The 17,713-nt window shown below is 36.6% G+C and carries 13 protein-coding genes; 6 read left to right on the top strand and 7 right to left on the bottom strand.

Annotated features, from left to right (window positions below):
• Window positions 1–4: 4 nt before the first annotated feature.
• The 4 genes from rsmA to pcnB all read right to left on the bottom strand — a co-directional run bounded on the left by rsmA (window position 5) and on the right by pcnB (window position 5,949).
• Window positions 5–802, bottom strand: a complete 798-nt coding sequence (gene rsmA, locus GYM74_RS10050; protein WP_220218080.1) for a 16S rRNA (adenine(1518)-N(6)/adenine(1519)-N(6))-dimethyltransferase RsmA — start codon at window positions 800–802, stop codon at window positions 5–7.
• Window positions 795–2,108, bottom strand: coding sequence for a peptidylprolyl isomerase SurA (gene surA, locus GYM74_RS10045; protein ID WP_220218079.1), 1,314 nt, complete (start codon window positions 2,106–2,108; stop codon window positions 795–797). Before surA ends, rsmA begins: the two co-directional genes overlap by 8 nt.
• 88 nt (window positions 2,109–2,196) lie before the next feature.
• Entirely contained in the window at window positions 2,197–4,545 is a 2,349-nt protein-coding gene (lptD, locus tag GYM74_RS10040) for an LPS assembly protein LptD (RefSeq protein WP_220218078.1), read from the bottom strand.
• Window positions 4,546–4,620: 75 nt separating this feature from the next.
• Complete coding sequence (pcnB, locus tag GYM74_RS10035) at window positions 4,621–5,949, bottom strand: polynucleotide adenylyltransferase PcnB (protein WP_220219654.1); 1,329 nt, start codon at window positions 5,947–5,949, stop codon at window positions 4,621–4,623.
• 418 nt (window positions 5,950–6,367) lie between these two features.
• On the opposite strand from pcnB, the gene oxyR reads away from it, so the two are divergent.
• Complete coding sequence (oxyR, locus tag GYM74_RS10030; RefSeq protein ID WP_220218077.1) at window positions 6,368–7,297, top strand: DNA-binding transcriptional regulator OxyR; 930 nt, start codon at window positions 6,368–6,370, stop codon at window positions 7,295–7,297.
• 28 nt (window positions 7,298–7,325) lie between these two features.
• Window positions 7,326–7,970 carry an HTH-type transcriptional repressor FabR gene (gene fabR / locus GYM74_RS10025; RefSeq protein ID WP_220218076.1) on the top strand — a complete coding sequence of 215 codons (645 nt, stop codon included), beginning with the start codon at window positions 7,326–7,328 and terminating at the stop codon, window positions 7,968–7,970.
• Between the two features lie 369 nt (window positions 7,971–8,339).
• Here the strand turns inward: fabR and pntB are convergent, their stop codons facing one another.
• Window positions 8,340–9,728 carry a Re/Si-specific NAD(P)(+) transhydrogenase subunit beta gene (pntB, locus tag GYM74_RS10020; RefSeq protein ID WP_220218075.1) on the bottom strand — a complete coding sequence of 463 codons (1,389 nt, stop codon included), beginning with the start codon at window positions 9,726–9,728 and terminating at the stop codon, window positions 8,340–8,342.
• Window positions 9,729–9,743: 15 nt separating this feature from the next.
• Window positions 9,744–11,276, bottom strand: a complete 1,533-nt coding sequence (locus GYM74_RS10015) for a Re/Si-specific NAD(P)(+) transhydrogenase subunit alpha (RefSeq protein ID WP_220218074.1) — start codon at window positions 11,274–11,276, stop codon at window positions 9,744–9,746.
• Between the two features lie 365 nt (window positions 11,277–11,641).
• Between GYM74_RS10015 and rbsK the strand changes: the two genes are divergently transcribed.
• Genes rbsK through GYM74_RS10000 form a run of 3 tightly spaced genes read left to right on the top strand, consistent with a single transcriptional unit; the run spans window position 11,642 to window position 15,198 of the window.
• Window positions 11,642–12,835, top strand: coding sequence for a ribokinase (rbsK, locus tag GYM74_RS10010; RefSeq protein WP_220218073.1), 1,194 nt, complete (start codon window positions 11,642–11,644; stop codon window positions 12,833–12,835).
• Window positions 12,836–12,856: 21 nt separating this feature from the next.
• The gene (locus GYM74_RS10005; RefSeq protein ID WP_220218072.1) at window positions 12,857–13,813 is read left to right on the top strand and encodes a nucleoside hydrolase; all 957 of its coding nucleotides are present in this window, start codon (window positions 12,857–12,859) and stop codon (window positions 13,811–13,813) included.
• On the top strand, window positions 13,810–15,198 hold the full coding sequence (locus GYM74_RS10000; protein ID WP_220218071.1) for an MFS transporter: 1,389 nt from the start codon (window positions 13,810–13,812) through the stop codon (window positions 15,196–15,198). Before GYM74_RS10005 ends, GYM74_RS10000 begins: the two co-directional genes overlap by 4 nt.
• Before the next feature lie 66 nt (window positions 15,199–15,264).
• On the opposite strand, the gene GYM74_RS09995 is transcribed toward GYM74_RS10000, so the two are convergent.
• Window positions 15,265–15,987 carry a DUF4198 domain-containing protein gene (locus GYM74_RS09995; protein WP_220218070.1) on the bottom strand — a complete coding sequence of 241 codons (723 nt, stop codon included), beginning with the start codon at window positions 15,985–15,987 and terminating at the stop codon, window positions 15,265–15,267.
• Window positions 15,988–16,381: 394 nt separating this feature from the next.
• Between GYM74_RS09995 and mukF the strand changes: the two genes are divergently transcribed.
• Window positions 16,382–17,704 carry a chromosome partition protein MukF gene (mukF, locus tag GYM74_RS09990; protein WP_220218069.1) on the top strand — a complete coding sequence of 441 codons (1,323 nt, stop codon included), beginning with the start codon at window positions 16,382–16,384 and terminating at the stop codon, window positions 17,702–17,704.
• The last annotated feature ends 9 nt before the right edge of the window (window positions 17,705–17,713 follow it).

The following is a 17,713-nucleotide window of genomic DNA, read 5'->3' as shown; positions in this document are numbered from 1 at the left end:
AACACTATTTCCATGCGTTTGCCAGTTGGCAGTACTGCTCGACTGTTAAGTTTTCAGCACGTAAATTAGGATCGATATTTAATTGAACTAATTGTTCAGCAGTAAACATATTGCTTAAGCTGTTTCGAATTGTTTTACGGCGTTGATTAAATGCTTCTGTGGTAACACGTGAAAGTATTTTTACATCATTAACAGGATAAGGCTTTTGTTGGTATGGTATAAGTTTAACAACAGCTGAATCTACTTTAGGAGCTGGTTTAAATGATGTCGGTGGCACTTCAAGCACAGGAATAATCTGACAATAGTATTGAGCCATGACACTAAGCCTGCCGTAATCTTTACTATTTGGAGCGGCCACTAATCGAGTGACAACTTCTTTTTGTAACATAAAATGCATATCTGTAATGGTATTGGCAAATTCAAACAGATGAAACATTAACGGGGTTGATATGTTATAAGGTAAATTACCAAAAACCCGTAACGGTTTTCCTAATTGCTCAGAAAGTTGATTGAAATCAAATGTTAAAGCATCTTGTTCAATGACAGTGACTTTATCTTTCAAAAATGGGTTTTCAATTAATCGACTCGCTAAATCGCGGTCAATCTCAACGACGGTAAGATGATCAACATGTTTACTTACCGGAATGGTTAAGGCTGCAAGGCCGGGGCCTATCTCAACAAGCGCTTGGTCTGGTTTAGGCTGAATTGCTGCAACAATACTTTCGATAATGTAGTCATCATGTAAAAAATTTTGCCCGAAACGTTTACGGGCAAAATGTCCTTGGTGAACACGGTTATTCATTTTTGTTTTCACCTGTAATTTTAATATATGCATCGCCTTTTATTTCTTGAATCCACACTTGCGCTTCTTCAGCAAATTTACGATTAAAAATAAGTCGGTATGCTTGATCTTTTTGAACTAATTCCGTGCCGTCAGTTTGTCTTGAATCGATTAGCTGAATTAAATGCCAGCCATAAGACGATTTCACTGGTTGGCTGATTTCACCTTTTTTCAGTTGCATTAAGCCATTTCTAAATCCTGGGTCGTACATTTCGGGTCTGCTCCAACCTAATTCTCCACCTTTATCTTTTGAACCGGGATCGTCTGAGTTTGCTTTAGCAGCGGCTGCAAATGTTGTGGCTTTGCTGGTAATCGCTTTTCGAATATCAGTTAATTTTTGTTTTGCAACTTGGTCAGTCACTAATACATTTGTTTTGATTAGAATGTGGCGAGCATTAACTTCTTGGAGTGTAATTTTTTTCGGTGCTTCAGTTCGGGAATCATCAACTTTTATGATATGTAAGCCAACACCTGAACGAATTGGTCCAATAACACTTCCTTTAGGTGCACGCAAAAGTCGCTCTTCAAAAATAGTTGGTAACTCACTCAGTTTATTCCAGCCCATGGAGCCACCTTTTAAAGCGAGATCATCATTTGAAAAAGAAGTTGCAAGTTTAGCAAAATTTTCCCCTTTTTTCGCACGGTTAATAATATCTCTGGCTTTGCTAGTTGCATTATCAACTTGTTGTTTAGTTGCTTTTTCCGGGATTGAAATCAAAATATGGCTGATTTTGACATCAATATTATTGGTTGGTTGTTTTGCAATTGTCTTAGTTAAATTTTCAACTTCTTTTTCAGATACTTTGATTCTTGGTCTCACTTCATTCATGCGAGCTTGTTCAATCAACATATCTTTATGAATACGTTCACGGTAGTTAGCATAACTAATCCCCATTGTTGATAGTCTACTTCTTAGCTCATCAATGGTCATACCGTTTTCGGCAGCGATTCTACCAATAGCGTTAGTTACATCTTCATCACTAATTGTGATTTTAGCTTTTGCCGCTTTTTGCAAAATTAAATTTTCAGTAATTAATCGATCGATAATTTGTTGTCTAAGCACTTTATCATTAGGTAGATTACTGGGATCGGTGCTTGCTTTAATCGTTTTGAGCATGTCATTAACGTCACTTTCTAAAATAACGTTATTATTAACAACTGCCGCAACTTGTTCGACAACTCTAGGCGCCGCAGTCGCTGATAAAGGTGTAATAAGTCCTATACTTACACTTAAGTTTAAAGCAATAAAAAGTTTTAATAATTTCATATTTGATCAACTCATTGTGTTATTACAGCATCAAACTGGCTGTATTAAATGTACATTAAATGTAATAGAAAGTTATTATTATTATATTTTATTCAAAAATGGTGTTATAGGGTAATTTACCAAAATTGAGCATTTTTGCTTGGGCATCACGATTCGATCCTAAGCCCCGTAATTCAAAATTGATTGAAAGTTTATTTTTAAATTTACTTTCATTTGAAATAGTATTCCAATCGGTTAATTTTCTACCATATTGCACAGACACACCCCAACAACAATCACTGTAATGCAAGCCAACTGAACTATCAGCCATTTGCCCTAATTTGACGTCGTGATAATAGGTACCTACTGCACTAAGCGTATCAGAAATAGGCCAAGCAACAGTAATTCCCGCTTGTGAAATATCTTGTTTATAGCGTTTGTCTAATGGTCGATAATCAACGGTGTTAATATATTTATGATTAGCATAGCGATAGGACAATTGTAATAATTTGTTGCCAGTCGGGCGATATTCTAATGCGGTATTAGCTAAAGAAACGGTATTAATCCGAGTATCGTATTGGATACCACTTCGGAAGATAATGTCATCAGATATACGCCAAAAATTATCAGCAGCCCAAGTAATGCTACCTGTATCTGAATTTTTATCTAATTCGGAGTTATTCGCCGTTGATTTTGATTTAGAGAAATAGTTGATTTGCCCGATTGACAAATTGAATTTCTCGACTTTATTGCTATCGTATAGGCGAGTTGTAATACCAGCGGCTATTTTATTCGTTGAAGCAATGCGATCTAAACCACTATACGGTAGATCTCTAAACAGCCCAATATAATCTGATTGTAGCAATGTAGAATCATAGATTTCTATATTCGATTGATCCCGGTAAGGGATGTAAATATATTTCACCCTAGGTTCTAATGTCTGAGTGTAGCCATTGATGTGGGTATCACGTTCGAAAACCACTTTACCGTCAATACTAAATTTAGGTAAAAATCGGTTTACCGTTTTATCTAATTCATGGAATTTTTTGATATTATCCTGATTATAGTGCGTAGCCATAAAACCGGCTTCCGTCGATAAGGTTGTCCAGGAATTTGTATAAGTATAATTTAAGGTTGGTTCCAAATGTACCCGCCAAGCTTTTGGAAGGCCTTTTTCTGAACTGATAAAATGCGAAATTTGAGAAAAAGTTTTAAATTTAAATGGTCCAAAATCATAATTATAGTAATTGATATCTAACTGAGGCTCAGTTTGATACAGCATGGCGCCAGTATAAAATGATTGGAAGTGTCGATAACCTAAGGCGATATCCCAATTTTCATCATTGTAACCAACTTTATAAAATTGTGTTAAATATCCAGCCGTTTGCGAAGCATAACGAGAGTTTAAGTCGGTTAAATATTTATTATCACTTACCCGTGTAACATCTGTGTAAAAACGCCAATTGTAGTTAATTAACTCATCATTTTTCCAATAGAATAACCATCGATTACTGTTATTGTCATAATTGTAACCGTTTAAATGTTTTTTTCTATCATGACGATACCGGTTATCATTTTGTAACCAATCAAATGCTAACGTACCTAAGCCTAATTCGTTTAAGTAGCGAAATTCAGTTTGTAGCTGTAATCCTCGATGTTGTAGTAATCTTGGGGTAATTGTCGCATCGTAATTTGGTGCAATGTTCCAATATACCGGCAAAGAAAAATCCACGCCATCAACACTGTCATACCCAAAATTTGGCATCAACAAACCTGAACGCCTTTTATCACCTGTCGGTAATTGTAGGTAAGGGGAGTATAATACTGGAATGTTACCCACTTTAAATATTGCATTCCAAACTTCTAAAAGCTCTTCTTGATTATCGTGAATAACTGTTGTTCCTCTTATACTCCAACTACTATCATCTACCGGGCAAGCGGTGAAACTGCCATTTTTTAAAATAATATACCGGCTTTTCTCCAGTTTTACTTCATCGGCATTACCACGTCCAAGTCGATTGACAAGATGATATTCACTCGGTTTGATATTGGCATCATTGTTATTTAAATTCATTGATGCATCTTCACCTTTCATTTTAATCAAATTATCTTGATAAGTAACATTGCCGTGTATGGTGACGATGCGATTATTTTTATCTTTAGTATCAATGGTAACTTTATTGGCAAGGACGGTACGATTGCCTTGTATTACAGACACATCACCCTCATAAATTGCCATATCCGGATAAATTCCTTCAAAACGATCGGCTTCGGCATTGACGGGTAGGGAATTGATGTCGCCATTGGCTAAAGCCCCTTCAAATCGAGGTATATTGATTAGACACTTAGGGTTAGTGGTATCATTTTTAGGTAAGCCTATTGCATAGCTGGGATGGTTATAAGCATATAAAGAAAATGTAACCGCTATAGCAATAAGTGAAGGCGCTAGTTTTTTCATCAATGATTAAAATGTCTTTATGATTATTTTAATTACGATATTATAGCGGTTATTTATAAAAGTGCGAATGAAAAATTAACGTTTGACTCTTCGCTTGTTTGTTTTGTTTAAATGTTTAACCATTGTTATTCTTTTTTCAACCGATGTATGTTGAAATTCATCCCACCATTTAGCCAGATCAAGCAGTTCACCTTTCTCAATGGAAGCTCGCATTTCCAGTAAGTCATAAGCTGCTCTGAATTTTGGGTGTTCTAAAATTGTGAAAGCTCGTTTACCTTCTCGCCTTTTCATCCGTAATTGTAAACGCCAAATATCACCCATAATGGTTGTTAAACGTCTTGGTATAGCAATGATACGACACTGTTCAGATAAAATATCATTGATTGCCATTGCAAAAGCGTCATGAAACTGTAAGCCACTTTCAAGGCAAGTTAATTGGGCTTGTTCGATAATTGGATACCAGAAAAATGATGCAAATAAAAAGGCCGGATTCACTCTTTGATTATTTGCTATACGGTAATCAGTATTTTTTAAAACCTGTTCGATGATTTTATCTAAATAACTATTTTGATTTTGAGTTGAGAATCGCTCAATCACCGGAAATAGCTGCTCAAACAGATGATGCGCTTTTAATAAGCCATAGGTTTTGAAACCGTTTCCAGACTGTAATAATTTTAGCGATTCATCAAAAAGTCGTGCTGAAGGAATATTTTTGAGTAATGGTGCCAGTGATTCGATTGGTTCAAGTGTCGCTTTATCAATTTTCATGTTGAGTTTAGCGGCAAAACGAATCGTTCTGAGCATTCGCACCGGATCTTCACGGTAGCGAGTTTGAGGGTCACCAATTAAGCGGATTATGCCATTTTTTAAATCGTTCAAACCGCCACAATAATCACGTATAGTGAAGTCTTTAATACTATAATAAAGCGCATTCATCGTAAAATCACGACGGATAGCATCTTGCTCAATTGTTCCGTAAACATTATCTCTTAATAACATTCCAGATTGCGAACGTTTAGATACATTCGTTTGCTCGTTTTGAGCACCATGATCACCACGAAAAGTCGCTACTTCAATAATTTCTTTTCCGAACATAATGTGGGCAAGACGAAAACGTCGACCAACTAATCGGCAATTACGAAATGTTTTTTGAATTTGTTCTGGCGTAGCGTTTGTTGCAATATCAAAATCTTTGGGGGTTTTACCCAATAAAAGATCTCGAATACAACCTCCGACTAGATAAGCTTCATATCCTTGTTTATTTAATCGATAAAGAACTTTTAGCGCGTTTTCACTTATGTCTTTACGAGAGATATTGTGTTCTTTACGGGATATGGAAACATAGTCTGATTGTTGTTCATTGCGAAAAATTCTACGACAAAATCGAGAAACTTGTTTAAAAATAGTTCACCTCAGAATTTTAATTGTCTTAATTGCAATCTAGCGCGGGATTATATCGCAATTACTTTTAACTTTCCATTTTTCTTGTTAACCGCCGTTTAAGCGGTGGTTGCAATGGTCAGTTTTTGTTAGATCACTTAAATATTCTATTTGATTTTTTGAACATAATTATCAACAATAGCAATTTATATAGTACAATTGACCATATTGGCTTTAAGGTAACAGAATCGATATTGCATATATTTTATCTGTAATTTAACTAGCTAATTAAAAATTAACAACACATATACTCTAAGTATTCTTATTTGATAATTTTTTTAAAACTCACTTAGTTTAAAAATATTTGATGTTATTTATTACTTTAATCTTAGATATAAGTTACTTAAGTATATACCATTAACGATAACTTATTGGGGACATTATGAATATTCGAGATTTGGAATATTTTGTTTCGTTAGCTGAATTTCGGCACTTTCGTAAAGCAGCTGATGCTTGTAATGTAAGTCAACCAACATTAAGTGGTCAAATTAGAAAGCTAGAAGATGAACTAGGCGTGATGCTATTAGAACGTACTAGTCGCAAGGTATTATTTACACAAACTGGAATGATGCTTGTTGAACAAGCTAAAGAAATTTTACGTAATATTCAAATATTAAAAGAAATGGCCAGTCGTCAAGGTGAAGAGATGTCTGGTCCGATGCATATTGGATTAATACCCACAATCGCCCCTTATTTGTTACCTCACGTAATTACTGTATTACATGAGTCTTTTCCACAATTAGAACTCTATTTACATGAAGCGCAAACAGCCAATATTGTTGCGCAATTAGAAAGCGGTAAGCTCGATTGTGCAATTGTTGCTCAAGTAAAAGAAACATCACAATTTATCGAACTTCCTTTATTTGATGAGCCAATGTTTTTAGCTGTTCCGGCTAACAGTGAATTAGCTAACCAAAAAACAGTTAAACTTTCGTCGCTAAAAGGTCAGAAATTTTTAATGTTAGAAGACGGCCACTGTTTACGTGAACATGCTATGGGATATTGTTTCCAAGTAGGCATTGATGAAGATAAGCAGTTTAAAGCGACCAGTCTTGAAACTTTAAGAAGTATGATATCAGCAGGAAGAGGTATTACATTATTCCCTGAACTTGCTGCACCAAATGAACGTATTAGGGATAATATTTGTTATATTCCTTGTACCGATCCTGTACCAACCCGTAGTATAGCGCTTATCTATCGACCTGGGTCTCCATTACGTGCGCGTTATGAAACTATCGCCAAAACAATTCGAGATCATATGCCAAAAGTGTTCGCCGAAAAAGAGCGATTATTAGAGCAAACCAACAAATAATTAAATCTACTTAAGTTAAAGTAACAGCATGAAAAATGTAAAAAACTGTGGAGTTCGAGCTCAGCAAAAAGAAAGGACTCGTCGATCGTTGATTGATGCGGCCTTTAACCAACTCAATGCTGAGCAAGGTTTTGCAAGTTTAAGTTTACGTGAAGTTGCTCGAGAAGCGGGGATAGCCGCAACTTCTTTTTATCGCCATTTTCGTGATATGGATGAGTTAGGTTTAGCGATGGTTGACGAAAGTGGTTTAACACTTCGTCAATTATTGCGCCAAGCTCGAAAGCGTATTGAAAAAGGGGGAAGTGTTCTTCGAACTTCAGTAACCACATTTATTGAATTTATTGATAAAAACCCTAAAGTATTTTTATTACTGCTTAGAGAAAAAGCCGGGACTTCTTCCGCATTCAGATCGGCAATCGCACGTGAAATACAGCACTTTATCGTCGAGCTTGTTGATTATTTAGATAATGCTAATCAAATGCCACATCATTATAATGAAGCTCAAGCCGAAGCAATGGTAACTATTGCATTTAATGCTGGTGCGGAAGCAATTGATTTTGACATTGTACAACGTCAAGAACTGATTGAAGATCTGATATTCCAACTTCGTATGGTTTCACGTGGTGCGTTTTATCTTTATCATAAAGAAAAAATCAAAAATGATAATGAATAATTATTATAAGTTGAAATCGGTAGCTTAATTTACAATCACCCCATTATATCACCTTGATTAAGATAGACTATTTACAACGATTTTTATGAAAGTTGTGATCATCTTAGCCTGTTATTTCAGATGTAATTCACTTTGGTTTTATACAAGTTGGTAAAACAGAAGCAATAGAGAATTTAAAGCAAGTATCGAAAGGAAAGGGCATTATTTGTTAGGCTGATGCGAGTAAAAGCAAAAACGAGATATATCACAAAGCAATAGAGTTAATATCGAATTTTTAAACTGAGCACAATTTGCCTTGAGACAATTATCTTTTTATTAAATTACTGCGGATAAACCGCAGTAATTTTTACTATCAACAATATAATGTTATTAAAGATTTTGTAGAACTTTTTCAACACTATCTTTAGCATCACCAAATAACATATAGCTATTTTCTTTAAAGAATAGTGGATTTTGTACTCCGGCATAGCCCGTATTCATTGAACGTTTAGAAATAATAACTGTTTTTGCTTTCCAAACTTCAAGAACAGGCATACCAGCGATAGGGCTATTTGGATCTTCTTCTGCCGCTGGGTTAACGGTATCATTTGCACCAATTACCCAAACAACATCTGTATCAGGGAAGTCATCATTGATTTCATCCATTTCTAATACAATATCGTAAGGTACTTTAGCTTCGGCTAATAATACATTCATATGCCCAGGTAAACGCCCTGCAACCGGGTGAATACCAAAACGGACTTCTATACCCATACCACGAAGTTTTTCAGTAATATTGCTTACCGCACCTTGTGCTTGAGCAACAGCCATACCATAACCCGGTACGATAATTACTGAACGTGCTTCTTTTAATGTTTGAGCAACTTCAGCTGGTTGCATTTCACGATATTCACCTTGCTCTTCATCAGAAGCGCTTGCTGAAGTACCGTCGCTACCAAATCCACCAGCGATAACACTGATAAATGAACGATTCATTGCTTTACACATAATGTATGAAAGGATCGCACCGGAAGAACCAACTAAAGCACCGGTCACAATTAACAGATCATTTTCTAACATAAAGCCGGCAGCAGCAGCAGCCCAACCAGAATATGAGTTAAGCATTGATATAACAACCGGCATATCAGCACCGCCGATAGATGCAACCAAATGGAAACCAAACACAAAGGCGATCACCGTCATTGCAATTAAGCAAAAACTCGCACCTGCGCCATTTTCTTGTTTGATAAAAATAAACATTAAAATAACAGAAGCAACAATAGCGGCTAAATTCCAGTAGTGTTTATTTGGAATAGATAATGCCTTTGAACTAATGCGACCGTTTAATTTACCGAAGGCAACAATCGAGCCGGAAAAAGTTACCGCACCGATAAAGACACCAACAAATATTTCAACAAGATGTACGGTTAATTCATTTTTTGGAATAAAATGGGTATTGAGATCCAAGAAACTATTGAAACCGACTAGTACCGCAGCCATACCGACAAAACTGTGCAGTAACGCCACAAGTTCCGGCATTTGTGTCATTTCAACTTTTTTGGCAAGATACAAGCCAATTGCCGCACCAATAATCATTGCAATAATGATCCAGTGTAATCCACCTTTGATACTTGCAACTGCTGCAATAAGCGCAATTGCCATACCAATCATACCGTAGATATTCCCCGATTTGGCTGACTCTTGATTAGAAAGACCGCGTAAACTGAAAATAAATAGTAATGCAGCAATAACATAAGCTGCTTGAATAATTCCTGACATTAGTGATCTCCTCCTTTACTTGCCACGTTGGAACATTTTCAGCATTCTTTGAGTAACAAAGAAACCACCAAAAATATTGATGCTAGCAATTAAAATAGCAACGAAGGCAATCGCTGTCGTTAGGCCATTATCATCACCGACTTGCAATATAGCGCCGACTAAAATAATACCCGATATCGCATTTGTTACTGACATAAGTGGTGTATGTAACGAGTGTGTCACATTCCAAACAACATAGTAACCAACTACGCAAGACAGGGCAAAGACAGTAAAGTGACCTAAGAAGCTTTCAGGCACTGAGTCTGCCAGCCAAAAATAAGCAAAAATAAGTAAGGCTAAAATGCCGTATTTTTTTTGCGGATCCATTGGTTTTGGTTCAGGCTTAGCAACAGGCGCAGCCGCTTTTTGTTGCGGTTGAGCAGATACTTGAATTGGCGGCGCTGGCCAGGTGATCTCTTTATCTTTCACGACCGTCACACCACGAAGAACAACATCATCAAAATTAATATCGATATTGCCGTCTTTTTCTTTGGTTAACAGTTTTAGAAGATTAACAATGTTAGTACCGTATAATTGAGATGCTTGTGCTGGCATGCGATTAGCTAAATCAGTATAACCAACAATTTTCACATTATTATCTGTTTCAAACACTTCACCTGGTTTTGTTAATTCACAGTTACCGCCAGTTAAAGCCGCTAAATCAACGATAACACTGCCTGGTTTCATTGATTCGACCATTTCTTTAGAAATTAATTTTGGCGCAGGTTTGCCCGGAATTAAAGCCGTTGTGATGATGATATCAACATCTTTTGCTTGCTCAGCAAATAGTGCCATTTCAGCTTCAATAAAAGCAGCTGACATCTGTTTAGCATAACCGTCCCCAGAGCCTGCTTCTTCTTCAAAATCGAGCTCGAGGAAGTCAGCGCCCATACTATTAATTTGTTCGGCAACTTCAGGTCGAGTATCAAAAGCTCTAACAATAGCGCCTAAACTCACAGCTGCCCCAATAGCAGCAAGTCCAGCTACGCCGGCACCAATGACTAATACTTTCGCTGGTGGTACTTTACCGGCAGCGGTAACTTGACCGGTAAAGAATCGACCAAATTGGTTAGCTGCTTCAATAACAGAACGATAGCCAGCAATATTAGACATTGAACTTAAAGCATCAAGAGACTGCGCACGGGAAATACGTGGAACACAATCCATTGCCATAACGTTAATATCTTTATTAGCTAATTTTTCTAACAGATCTTTGTGTTGCGCAGGATAGATGTAGCTGATAAGGGTTGAACCCTCTTTCATCAGTGCGATTTCATCATCATTAGGTGCATGAAATTTTAAGATTAAATCATTTTTCCAAATATCTTGGGTGTTTTCGATTGTGGCTCCTGCATCAATGAAAGCTTGGTCTTCAAAATTGGCAGCATGTCCAGCACCTTGTTCTACTGAAACTGTAAATCCAAGTTTTAACAGTTGTCCAACAGTTTGTGGTGTTGCTGCAACTCTTGCTTCATTGGCTAACCGTTCTTTAGGTATACCGATATGCATTGCGTTACATCCTTATGTTAAGTGAGTTTGTTCATGTTTTCCGATTTTAGCATAAATTAGCGTCAGTGCGAGTAGGGAATTTATATTTTATTATCGAAATCTTATTATAATTTTTTATGATAACTTGCTGCACATTTATCATTTAAATTTAAAATAGCGTTGTTTTGTTGATAACGATTAATAATCGATTAGGCAGTAATAAAATTAATGGTTTTTTTATTAAATTTTATTATTTTTAGAGCGCTCGATCGTGACCTGCCGTGGTTCCGTTTGCTTCTGTTTTATCTCATAAGATATGATTATCATCACTCTTTTTATGATTCAAGCAAGCTATACTTTGAATCAATCATTTAGAGGATTACTTGATGTTCTTAGAAGAAAGACAAAAAGCTATCTTAGCTTATTTAGATAAACATGAAAAAGGTAGTGTCCAATATTTTTCAGAAATATTTAAAGTATCTAAAGAGACGATTAGAAAAGATCTTGCAACGCTCGCTCAGCAATTGTTCGTTATTCGTTGTCACGGTGGTGCCATTATTAAAAGGCACAGATTAGTGAGTAATATTACTGATAAAGAATGTATTTCCTCGTTACTGACGGGATATGAAAAACAGAAAAGTAAAATACGAGGAGAAGTAATGAACGGTAACGTTTGTATTTTAGGCTCATTTAATATTGATATTGTTGCTCAAGTAGCAAGATTTCCAAAAGGGGGAGAGTCAATCCTTGCTCAAAAAAGTATGATTGGTCCTGGTGGTAAAGGGGCAAATCAAGCGCTTGCCGCAAGTTATGCCGATGCTAAGGTACATTTTGTTGCAAAAGTTGGCACTGACCAATTTAGTCAATTTGCCCATGAACATCTATCCTCGTCAAAAATTAATTCGTTTACTTTGTATCAATCCGATAAAGAGCCAACGGGCAGTGCGGTTATTTATGTATCTGAAGAAAATGGCGAAAATATGATTGCTATCTATCCTGGTGCAAATTTAACAATTACTGATAAAGAAATTGTAATGTTGGAAAGTTATCTTAAACAATCTGATATTCTATTAGTGCAACTTGAAAATAATATTGATGCTGTTTTAAATGCGATGAAATTAGCTAAAGCTATCGGGGTTAAAGTTGTGCTTAACCCGGCTCCTTATTCTCAAGATATTCAACAGCTATTAACTTATATTGATATCATTACGCCCAATGAAACTGAAGCAAGTTTAATGTCTGGAATTGAAGTTAATGATTTGGATAAAGCTAAGCTTGCAGCGGAAAAAATATACTCATATGGAATACAAACCGTCATTATTACTTTGGGGAGTAAAGGCGCACTCATATTTGATGGTAAACAACATCAACATATTAAGCCTTTCTTAGCTGTTCCTGTTGACACAACCGGTGCAGGTGATGCTTTTAATGGGGCTTTTTGTGCTTCATTGGCTAAAGGCGAGACGCTTTATCAATCCGCAGTATATGCTTCGGCTTTTGCATCTTTAGCTGTTGAGCGTGAAGGTGCATCAAATATGCCATCTCATCAAAATGTGCTCAAACGAATGGCAAATAAATAAATTTAGTAGAGGAACCGATTTATGATAAATCAGCCAAAAAAAATTATTCTTGATTGCGATCCCGGTCATGATGATGCTATCGCACTATTGTTAGCTCATGGCAATCCTAATATTGAATTGCTTGCGGTAACCACAGTTGTTGGTAATCAAACATTAGATAAAGTAACACGTAATGCATTATCTGTTGCACGAATTGCAAATATCACTAATGTACCTTTTGCGGCTGGTGCAGTAAGGCCTTTAGTGAGAAATATTGAAATTGCACCGGATATCCATGGCGACTCTGGACTTGATGGCCCGGTATTACCTGAACCAACCATTGAGTTGGATAACAGGCATGCTATTGATTTAATCATTGACACAATCATGTCTCATCCGCCTAAAACCGTCACGCTAGTTCCAACTGGTGGTTTAACCAATATTGCAATGGCGGTACGTAAAGAACCTAAAATTGTTGAACGTGTTAAAGAAGTTGTGTTAATGGGGGGCGGGTACCATGTCGGTAACTGGAGCGCTGTGGCAGAATTTAATATCAAAATAGATCCTGAAGCAGCGCATATCGTATTTAATGAAAAATGGCCATTGACGATGGTTGGATTAGATCTGACTCATCAAGCATTAGCCACGCCTGAAGTAATTGAGAAAATAGCTGCAATCAAAACCAAACCAGCTAAATTTGTATTGGAGATGTTAGAGTTCTTCGGAAAAATGTATAAACAAGCTCAAGGTTTTACTTATCCGCCTGTGCATGATCCTTGTGCCGTGGCTTATGTCATTAATCCTGAATTAATCAAAACTAAACGAGTACCGGTTGATATTGAATTGACAGGGACTTTAACTTTGGGAATGACAGTTGCTGATTTTCGTTTTCCTGCTGATGAGCGTTGCCATACACAAGTTGCAACAGAACTTGATCATACCGGTTTTTGGGATTTAATTGTTGATTCCCTAAAACGAATTGGTGAGGTAAATGTATGATTGAACAGAGTAAAGCTAAATCAAATATATTTACCCTAATGCTCGCTTTACTGGCTGCATGTGTTGCTTTCCAACTCAATGCAAGTATGTTAAGCCCCGTATTAGTTACCATTGCAAAAGAATTAGGGACAAATGATGCGGCGGTAGGGCTCTCCCAAACTTCTTTTTTTACCGCAGCAGCGCTATTTTCACTATTTTTGCCACGATTAAGTGATATAAAAGGAAGAAAAAAAGTACTAACCGGTATGCTGCTTATCATGACTACTGGTACGGTTTTAGCCGCTATTGCGCCAAATATTGAAGTTTTATATGCCGCACGGATTATTCAAGGGGTATCGGGACCAGTTGTGCCATTATGTTTGATAATGCTAAGTTATGAAGTTAAAGATGTAAAACAATACGGTATGTTAATGGGCATAATCACAGCCGTTAATGGCGGTATTGCTGGTGTGGATGCTATTGCAGGCGGATTCCTTGCTACTTATTTCGGTTTTCGGTCTGTATTTTGGGTTATTGCAGTTGTTGCCGCAATCTCAACTTTTTGTGTTCATCGTTTTGCGTCAGAATCTAAGCCATCTGAAGGTACCAAAATGGATTGGTTAGGCGTGTTGTTAATCGTTTTAACCATAGCAGCATTATTACTTGCGCTTAATGAAGCGGGTAAACTCGGTAATGCTAATTGGTTGGTTATTAGTGGATTAACACTATTTGCTATCTTCTGTTTTTTCCTGTTTTGGCAGGTGGAAAAAAGCAATAAACAACCTTTAGTTACCACCAATCATTTGAAAAAGCGTGCCACTTGGGCGTTATTATTAACCACCACATTAACCATGACAGGGGTTTTTGCCATTGTTAATGGTTTAGTCATGTCAATTGCTCAAAATCACGAGATAGGTTTTGGCTTAGAAGCGGATTGGGCATCATTAATATTTCTCACCCCTTATGCTTTAATTGGTTGGTTTGTCGGGCCATTTTCCGGAAGGTTAGCACCAACAATGGGCTATAACAAAGTACTTAAATTAGGTTTAGTCGGTTGTATTATCGGTATTTTGCTAATTATGTTTTATGGTATTCACTCTTTACCTATTTTATCGGTAGGTGTGATTGTACTAGGCATTTTCTATGCCGGAATGGCTAATATCATATTAAATGGATTAGGCGTTGTTTTATCTCCAGCAGAAAACCCGGGATTCTTACCGGGTATGAATGCTGGTGCATTTAACTTAGGTGCCGGTTTGAGTTTTGCGTTATTGCCTGCAATTCAAATGATGAATGGAAACTCAATGGATGGATACTTCAATGGTATGTTGTTAGGATTAATCATTACTATTTTAGCATTACTGTGTAGTTTTCTGATTCCAAGACCGACGAATGCTGAGGTTTAATTTAACTCAAAAAACGGGATAATACTTATCCCGTTTTTTTGTGGTTAATGCTAAACAGACACGCTTTTACTCTTCCGGCTGTAGGGTAAAGGTTAAGGTTGTGAAAAACTTATCTTGAGTAGCTAACTTGTTTGGTTCAAGTGGAAAACCAATTTCCACACCAATGACATTCAATCCTTGATTTGGAATGGTGATTGTTGCTTGACCTTTATCATCGGTATTGACCGTTTTATCTAAATTATTAATAACATCGACAATAACAGGCGTGTTAGTTAGCGGTTTACCATCTTTATAAACAGTTATCGGTAAATTGTCACCCCGTTTTAATTGGGTCGGATCCAAAGCCGGAACTATTTGTAACGGGATGTCTTCAATCATTTTCGGCTGTTCAACTGAAGATAAATAATTAACGCTGTATTTGATTGCATGTGTGCCAGCAGTTGCGCCTTTTACTTTATTCATTGGAAGATTGACATATTTTCCTTGCGAATTTTTAGTCCAATAGCCATAATCAAACCAAACTGCCACAACGGCTGTTTTTTCAGACGGGGTTATGGTGACAAAATTTTTATTGGCTTTTTGTGAAATAGACAGCGGTGACCAATTACTATTGTAAGCTCGAACTTTTTGGACATTTTGGGGGTTATAACCATTATCTAAAGGGCCTTCACCTAAAACAATCTGCTTTTGATCAACACGATTAGCAATCCAAATACCATGCGCCAATACGGAATTTGAAACCATTAAAGTTAGGCATCCTGATAATGCCACGAATATTAATTTACGCATATAACCTTCCTTTTTGAAAATGAGAATCATTATTATTTGAATGCCAAAGAAAAGTCAAGAAATTTGTATATTTATTGAGCGGGTATTTATTTAGACGAGAAAATCATTTAAAGTTTATATCAGGTATCATTTGCTAAATTTTATGGTACTTAAAATCTTTCCTACAGAAAAAATGACTAAACTTGTAAAATAAAACTAAAGTTTTAAATGATGAGAAACTTTTTTCATGAAATTCACCCTATTATAGACTAACTATTGTTAAAGTTAGCTATTTTTAACTACTACAAATTGTTATATAATCGGAAATATTTTGTTTTTAACACTATATATTGTGTTTATCAAATTGTTTTTAAGATATTTCTGCTGCGTTAATATCTTTAAATAAGGAACCCTTATGATGGATTTTTCCCAATCAGTGCCAGAACTGGTCTCTTGGGCAAAAAAGAATGATTTTTCGATCGCTTTACCAGTCGAACGTCTTGCTTTTTTATTAGCCATTGCCGTATTAAATAGCGAACGTTTCGATGGTGAAATGACGGAATCTGAGCTAATAGATGCTTTCAGACATGTATCACAAATATTCGAGCAAAGCGAAGATACTATCTCGGTGCGTGCTAATAATGCGATTAACGACTTAGTTCGCCAGCGTTTAATTACTCGTTTTGCCAGTGAGATGACTGACGGTTATTCTATCTATCGTTTAACGCCTTTAGGAATAGGTATTTCAGATTACTATATCCGTCAGCGAGAATTTTCGACATTGCGCTTATCAATACAGCTCTCTATCGTTGCTCAAGAGTTAAAACGAGCGGCCGATGCAGCGCTTGAGGGTGGCGATGATCTTCATTGGCATCGCAATGTTTTTGCACCTTTAAAATATTCGGTAGCGGAAATTTTTGATAGCATTGATATTACCCAACGGGTAATGGATGAGCAGCAGGCTGATGTAAAACAAAATATCTCAGCCTTACTAAGTCAAGATTGGCAAGCGGCTATTAGTAGTTGTGAAGGCCTACTGACTGAAACATCACAAACCTTACGTGAACTACAAGATACATTAGCTGCTGCCGGCGATAAACTTCAAGCCAGTTTGTTACTGATTCAAGATGCAACGCTTGATAATCCGGAGCTGGATAAAATTAACAATGTGGTTATTGATTTACAAGGTAAATTAGATCGAATTATTGGTTGGGGGCAAAAAGCCATTGACCTTTGGATAGGCTACGATCGGCACGTTCATAAATTTATCCGTACAGCAATCGATTTAGATAAAAATAGGGTCTTTTCTCAGCGCTTACGTAAATCGATACAAAGCTATTTTGATTTACCTTGGTCACTCACTTTTGCCAATGCTGAACGGCTACTTGATATGCGGGATGAAGAGTTAGCACTACACGAAGCTGAAGTAACCGGAGAATTGCCGTCCGAACTTGAATTTGAAATGATAGAAGAGATTCAAGAACATATTATTGCTCACATTGAACAAAACTTATTGATCTTTAAACAAGAAAATAAACCACTCGATATGAGTATTGCCATTCATAGTTATTTAGCACAGTTTCCTCGCGAACAACATTTTGATATTGCGAGGTTATTTATCGATCAGGCTATTCGTCTAGGTATTGCCGAAAAAGATTTGCTCGGTATTCCTGCTGAATGGAAACCTATTAACGATTATGGAGCTAAGGTACAAGCACATGTCATCAACAGATATTAAAGATTTAGA

The sequence above is a fragment of the Gilliamella sp. ESL0405 genome (assembly GCF_019469205.1).
Classification (GTDB): Bacteria; Pseudomonadota; Gammaproteobacteria; order Enterobacterales; family Orbaceae; genus Gilliamella.
Note: the sequence above shows the minus strand (reverse complement) of the source record. Positions and strands in the feature narration are given on the sequence as shown.